At 39.5% G+C, this 5,447-nt stretch carries 4 protein-coding genes; 2 read left to right on the forward strand and 2 right to left on the reverse strand.

Going from position 1 to position 5,447, the window contains the following annotated elements:
* Nucleotides 1-112: 112 nt before the first annotated feature.
* Nucleotides 113-1,474, reverse strand: a complete 1,362-nt coding sequence (locus HMPREF1505_RS11430; protein WP_036925433.1) for a TrpB-like pyridoxal phosphate-dependent enzyme — start codon at nt 1,472-1,474, stop codon at nt 113-115.
* 119 nt (nt 1,475-1,593) lie between these two features.
* On the opposite strand from HMPREF1505_RS11430, the gene HMPREF1505_RS11435 reads away from it, so the two are divergent.
* Nucleotides 1,594-3,036 (forward strand): sodium:solute symporter, encoded by a 1,443-nt coding sequence (locus HMPREF1505_RS11435; RefSeq protein ID WP_036925435.1) that lies wholly within the window; start codon nt 1,594-1,596, stop codon nt 3,034-3,036.
* Nucleotides 3,037-3,361: 325 nt separating this feature from the next.
* On the opposite strand, the gene HMPREF1505_RS11440 is transcribed toward HMPREF1505_RS11435, so the two are convergent.
* Nucleotides 3,362-3,910 carry a glutathione peroxidase gene (locus HMPREF1505_RS11440; protein ID WP_004359516.1) on the reverse strand — a complete coding sequence of 183 codons (549 nt, stop codon included), beginning with the start codon at nt 3,908-3,910 and terminating at the stop codon, nt 3,362-3,364.
* A gap of 284 nt (nt 3,911-4,194) precedes the next feature.
* On the opposite strand from HMPREF1505_RS11440, the gene HMPREF1505_RS11445 reads away from it, so the two are divergent.
* Nucleotides 4,195-5,037 (forward strand): hypothetical protein, encoded by an 843-nt coding sequence (locus HMPREF1505_RS11445; protein ID WP_036925444.1) that lies wholly within the window; start codon nt 4,195-4,197, stop codon nt 5,035-5,037.
* Nucleotides 5,038-5,447 lie beyond the last annotated feature (410 nt).

The following is a 5,447-nucleotide window of genomic DNA, read 5'->3' on the forward strand; positions in this document are numbered from 1 at the left end:
GGTTGTTGGGTGTTGAGCCTTTATAAAACAATCTTATTGGAGGAAATCATACCATGTATGTGGATTAATCTCATACTATTAACAATCTACGCATTTAAAAGAAGAACCTTAACTATACCTTCGGAACAGTCCCAAGGTTCTTCTCTATCTCGTCATCAGAGAGTGTATAGTTTCTCAAATCACCATTGATATAAGTGTCATAAGCCGTCATGTCAATGAGCCCATGACCAGAAAGACAGAAGAGAATAACATCTTCTTTTCCTGTTTCCTTTGCCTTCTTTGCTTCTCGAATAGCAGCTGCAATGGCATGACAACTCTCTGGTGCGGGTATAATTCCTTCTGTGCGAGAGAAGAGGATACCTGCCTCAAAGCTTTCTAACTGTGGTATGTCCATTCCACACATGTATCCGTCTTTGAGCAATTGACTCACGATGACACCAGCACCATGATAGCGTAAACCACCTGCATGGATATTGGCTGGTTTGAAATCATGGCCAAGTGTGAACATTGGTAGCAAAGGCGTGTAACCCGCTTCGTCACCGAAGTCGTATTCAAACCTGCCACGTGTCAGTTTTGGACAGCTATTTGGCTCTGCTGCGATAAACTCTGTATTCTTTCCTTCAAGGATATTGTGGCGCATAAATGGGAATGCAATACCACCGAAATTACTACCACCACCAAAGCAAGCAATGACTTTATCAGGATATTCCCCGGCCATTTCCATTTGCTTCTCAGCCTCCAAGCCAATAATGGTTTGGTGCAATGCAACGTGATTGAGTACTGAACCTAAAGTGTACTTACAGTTAGGTGTAGTTTTTGCCAGTTCTATAGCCTCTGAGATTGCTGTTCCCAACGAACCAGGATGTGTTGGGTCGCGTGTAACGATGTCCTTTCCTGCACGTGTAGACATTGAAGGTGAACCTTCAACCATAGCTCCGAAAGTCTTCATAATCAGCGAGCGATAAGGTTTCTGTTGCATAGAAATCTTTACCTGATAAACCGCTGCTTCAAGACCATATACCTTTGCAGCGTAGGATAGTGCAGCGCCCCATTGACCCGCACCAGTCTCTGTCGTGACATTCGTTACACCTTCCTTCTTGCAATAGTAACACTGAGGGATGGCAGAATTAACCTTATGTGAGCCAAGTGGATTTACACTTTCATTCTTGAAATAGATATGTGCTGGTGTGTCTAATGTTTTCTCCAAAGCATACGCACGGACAAGAGGTGTGGAGCGATAATACTTATACATCTCCAACACTTCTTCGGGAATATCAATCCAAGCATGCTCACAATCAAGTTCTTGTTTTGCACATTCCTTACTGAAAATTTCAGAAAGATCCTCTGCTGTCATTGGCTTACGTGTAGCCGGATGAAGTGGAGGAAGGGGCTTAGTGGGCATGTCTGCCTGAATATTATACCACTGTGTAGGGATATCTTTCTCGTCAAGTATAAATCTTTTCTGTTGTGCCATACTCTTACTCAATTATACAATGGATGAATGTTTATTGAAAGATGATGTCTCACAAAGTTACAAAATAAGATTTCTTAATTGCATGAAATGATAATATTTTTAGTAATTTTGCTGCCATTATGATAATAATCGCTACTATTCTTGCATATTTTTGCATCTTATTGTTAATAAGTAGAATAACGGGACATAAAGCAGACAACGATGCTTTCTTTTGTGCAAACCGTCAGTCACCTTGGTATCTTGTTGCCTTCGGAATGATTGGTGCCAGTATTTCTGGCGTTACCTTCGTTAGCGTTCCGGGAATGGTAATGTTGAGCGATATGACCTATATGCAGACATGTTTAGGTTTTGTGTTAGGTTATTTTGCTGTTGCATATCTGTTACTTCCAGTTTATTATCGCCTAAAGTTGACAACTATCTACTCTTATCTACAAACACGTTTAGGCAATTATAGCTATAAGACTGGTGCTTCATTTTTTCTATTGTCTAAGATGACAGGTGCGGCAGTGCGCTTCTATGTTGTTTGTATGATACTTCAACGTTTCGTCTTAGATGCCTACGGCATACCTTTCCCCATTACCGTTGTGGCTCTTGTGGCACTTATTTGGCTCTACACGCGTAGGGGAGGAATACGTACACTGGTCTTGACAGACACCTTTCAGACCCTTTGTATGCTGCTTGCCCTCATTCTTATTATATATAAGGTGGTCGAAACATTAGGCATGTCGCTTCCGGAAGCAGCTCAAGCGATAGCCAATGACAGTCATTCTCATATATTTGTATTCGATGACTGGGTATCAAAACAGAACTTTTGGAAACAGTTTCTTAGCGGTATCTTTATTGTTATTGTTATGACAGGACTGGACCAAGACATGATGCAAAAGAATCTTACTTGTAAGACTTTGCGTGAAGCACAGAAGGATATGTGTACCTATGGTTTTGCCTTTGTACCTGCCAATTTACTCTTTTTGTCCTTGGGTGTACTGATAATGATGTATTTCAATAGTATCGGGCAATCCTTGCCTGACGAGCCAGACAATCTTATGTTACAGGCTGTTGCAGGTGGACAATTAGGTACATTGGTTGTTATTCTTTTTACAATCGGTATTGTAGCAGCGTGCTTCTCCAGTGCAGACTCTGCCTTAACCGCCTTAACAACAACTTATTGTGTAGACATCTGTGGTCGTCCAAAGGATGAAAAGTTACGCAAACAGGCACATATAGGCGTGTCTATTGTGTTTATTTTGTTTATCCTTATCTTCCGTTATGTCAACTCAACGAGTTTGATAGATGCAATTTACACGATAGCTTCTTATACATATGGTCCACTCTTAGGTCTTTTTGCGTTTGGTTTATGCACTAAACGTGTGGTGAATGATCGGTTGACTCCATATATAGCAGTAGCCAGTCCGCTTCTTTGCTTTGCTTTAGACACAATTGTTTCGAAAACTACTGGTTACAAATTTGGCTATGAATTGTTGATGTTGAATGGATTGATAACATTCTTAGCATGCTTCTTTCTTCCTGCAAGAAAGCAGGGGTTGGATTGCGAAATGAAGTAAGCTTAAAACTTATATTGCATATTTAACTTATGTGTTGTTGCTCAGCACGCATTGTGTTGTTGCTTAGCACCATTGGTGCTGAGTGCTAATTACCTTGCAATATCTTACGATAGTAAAGGCAAACAAACATTAGGAAACCCCATATCTGCTACAAGTAAATCCAAAATATGAAGTAAGTAGGCTTATGTTTACTGGATAGCAATAAGTATGATAAATAATAAAAGGCAAAGAGAACTAAGCTCTTTGCCTTTTATCGTTTTGTTATATGTAATTTTACAAATAGCTTTTATCCTTATTAGGAAAGAGCTAATTGCAAGTCTTTATCCTACAATAATTCTTCAATCTGCTTTGCGATATTCTCAATGCTCTCTGTTGGTTCAAAGCGAGCAACGACCTGTCCCTTCTTATTAATAAGGAACTTGGTGAAGTTCCACTTAATATCTGGATTCTCCTTATAGTTTGGATCAGCCTCAGAAAGCATCTTGTCGAGGATAGGGTAGAGCTTGTGTGACTCATCCCAACCAGCAAAGCCCTTCTGCTCCTTGAGGAACTTGAAGAGTGGGTCAGCGTCTTCACCGTTCACCTTTACCTTCTTGAAGCGTGGGAATTTTGTGCCGTATGTAAGTTTGCAGAACTCATGGATACTTTCGTCTGTACCTGGTGCCTGCTGTCCAAACTGGTTGCAAGGGAAATCAAGTACTTCAAATCCTTGTGCATGGTACTTCTCATAGAGTGCCTCCAACTCCTCGTAAGTTGGTGTGAAGCCACATTTTGTAGCTGTGTTTACAATCAGTAGCACCTCATTAGAAAACTCTTTCAGTGAAAATGCCTTACCTTTTCTGTCTTTGACAGAGAATTCATAAACTGTTCTCATTTCTGTTTCTTATCTTCTCTTTATATAGTTTACTTATTTGTGTGTTGCAAATGTACGAATTTTATTTGTTTCCTCCTTCATTGTTTAGGAGTTTTTTAGTAATCGATTTAATTCATAATAGATTATTGGAGATTCTTTATTCGGGTTGATGATATGGAGTGGAATCTTCTCTAATAGGGATTTCCCTATCTTCAAATAGTGTATTTACTTGATAAACATCTTATAATTTCACTATTTTTGCATCAGTAAATAAACAAAGAATAAGAATTAAATAGGATATGAGTATGAGACGAATTTCAAAATTTTTCATGGCACTTGCAATAGTTGCGAGTCCATTGGCATTGACAAGCTGTGACGATGATCCTTGGGGAGATAATAACTATTACTATAATGATTTGGTAAGTGATGCGGTACGAAACTACCTGCGTGAATACCCAAGTGGCTCAAGTTATTATACAGCTTACAACTGGTTCTATTATTATTACCCAGAAGCAACAACCTCAGAGTTCTACGCCTTTATGGATGCTGTAGGTAATAACAGTAGTTATAATTGGAATAATAACTATCGTCAGGAGGAGAACGGACAAGTAAATAAACTGGTTGAAGAAGCACAGACACTTACCGGTGAGTGGGATGGTAATATGACTGTTGAGTACACGGATGATGCAACACATCAGCGTAAGAGCAATAGTTTTAGAGCTAACATGAAGTTCTTCCAGTATAAATCTTCTGCTAATTCACTTCAAGGTAATGGTGTTGAGGTAGATACTGATGCACAAGGTAACACACAGACATTGGCATTCTCTTGGAAAGTTTTGGATAATGGAAACATTGAAATAAAGTACACAAAGACTGGAACTATCTTCAATCTTGACATCAATGCTACTAATGATGGGTTCCACTTAGGATATGATAAGACAAAGGGTTATGACACCTTCTATGGTGTAGCACGCAGTACAAACACAACAGATGTTATGCGTTTCGACCTTGCTCGTCAGAGACCAGCAAGTGCAAAGGCTCAAAATGCGTTGACAAGAGCTTCAAGCAAGGCTTCCTTTGGTGCTGCTAAGGCGAACGACTATGCAAAGAATAGTGCTGGAGCAGTAAATGGCCTGCGCGAAAGATAACAAAAGCTAATCGCTTTTCTATAGCTTCATATATACTTGAATGGGTCCCACCAACTGCGAAGTTGGTGGGATTTTTGGTTTCTCCGTTAAATCCTTAGATTGTTAATAGAATGAGTTAAATCCACATACATGGTATGATTTCCTCCAATAAGATAGTTTTATAAAGGCTCAACACCCAACAACTATCACCCAACACCAGTATGCTTAGCCCCAATTAGAGGGTTTTAGAACGGGGGATAAATTACACGATAAACGTAATTAGGTTCGATGTCTATCTGTCTTATACAAACAACTTATTCCCTCATTAGTTGAAAGTTGTAAACTATTTTCGTATAGTTCAAAACCAATACATGCTCTTTTGGCTTCTAAAAGATGCCTAATTGGCTTGCAAAAGGTGCCCTTTTGAGGTC

The organism is Prevotella sp. ICM33, assembly GCF_000517825.1.
In the GTDB taxonomy this organism is placed as follows: domain Bacteria; phylum Bacteroidota; class Bacteroidia; order Bacteroidales; family Bacteroidaceae; genus Prevotella; species Prevotella melaninogenica.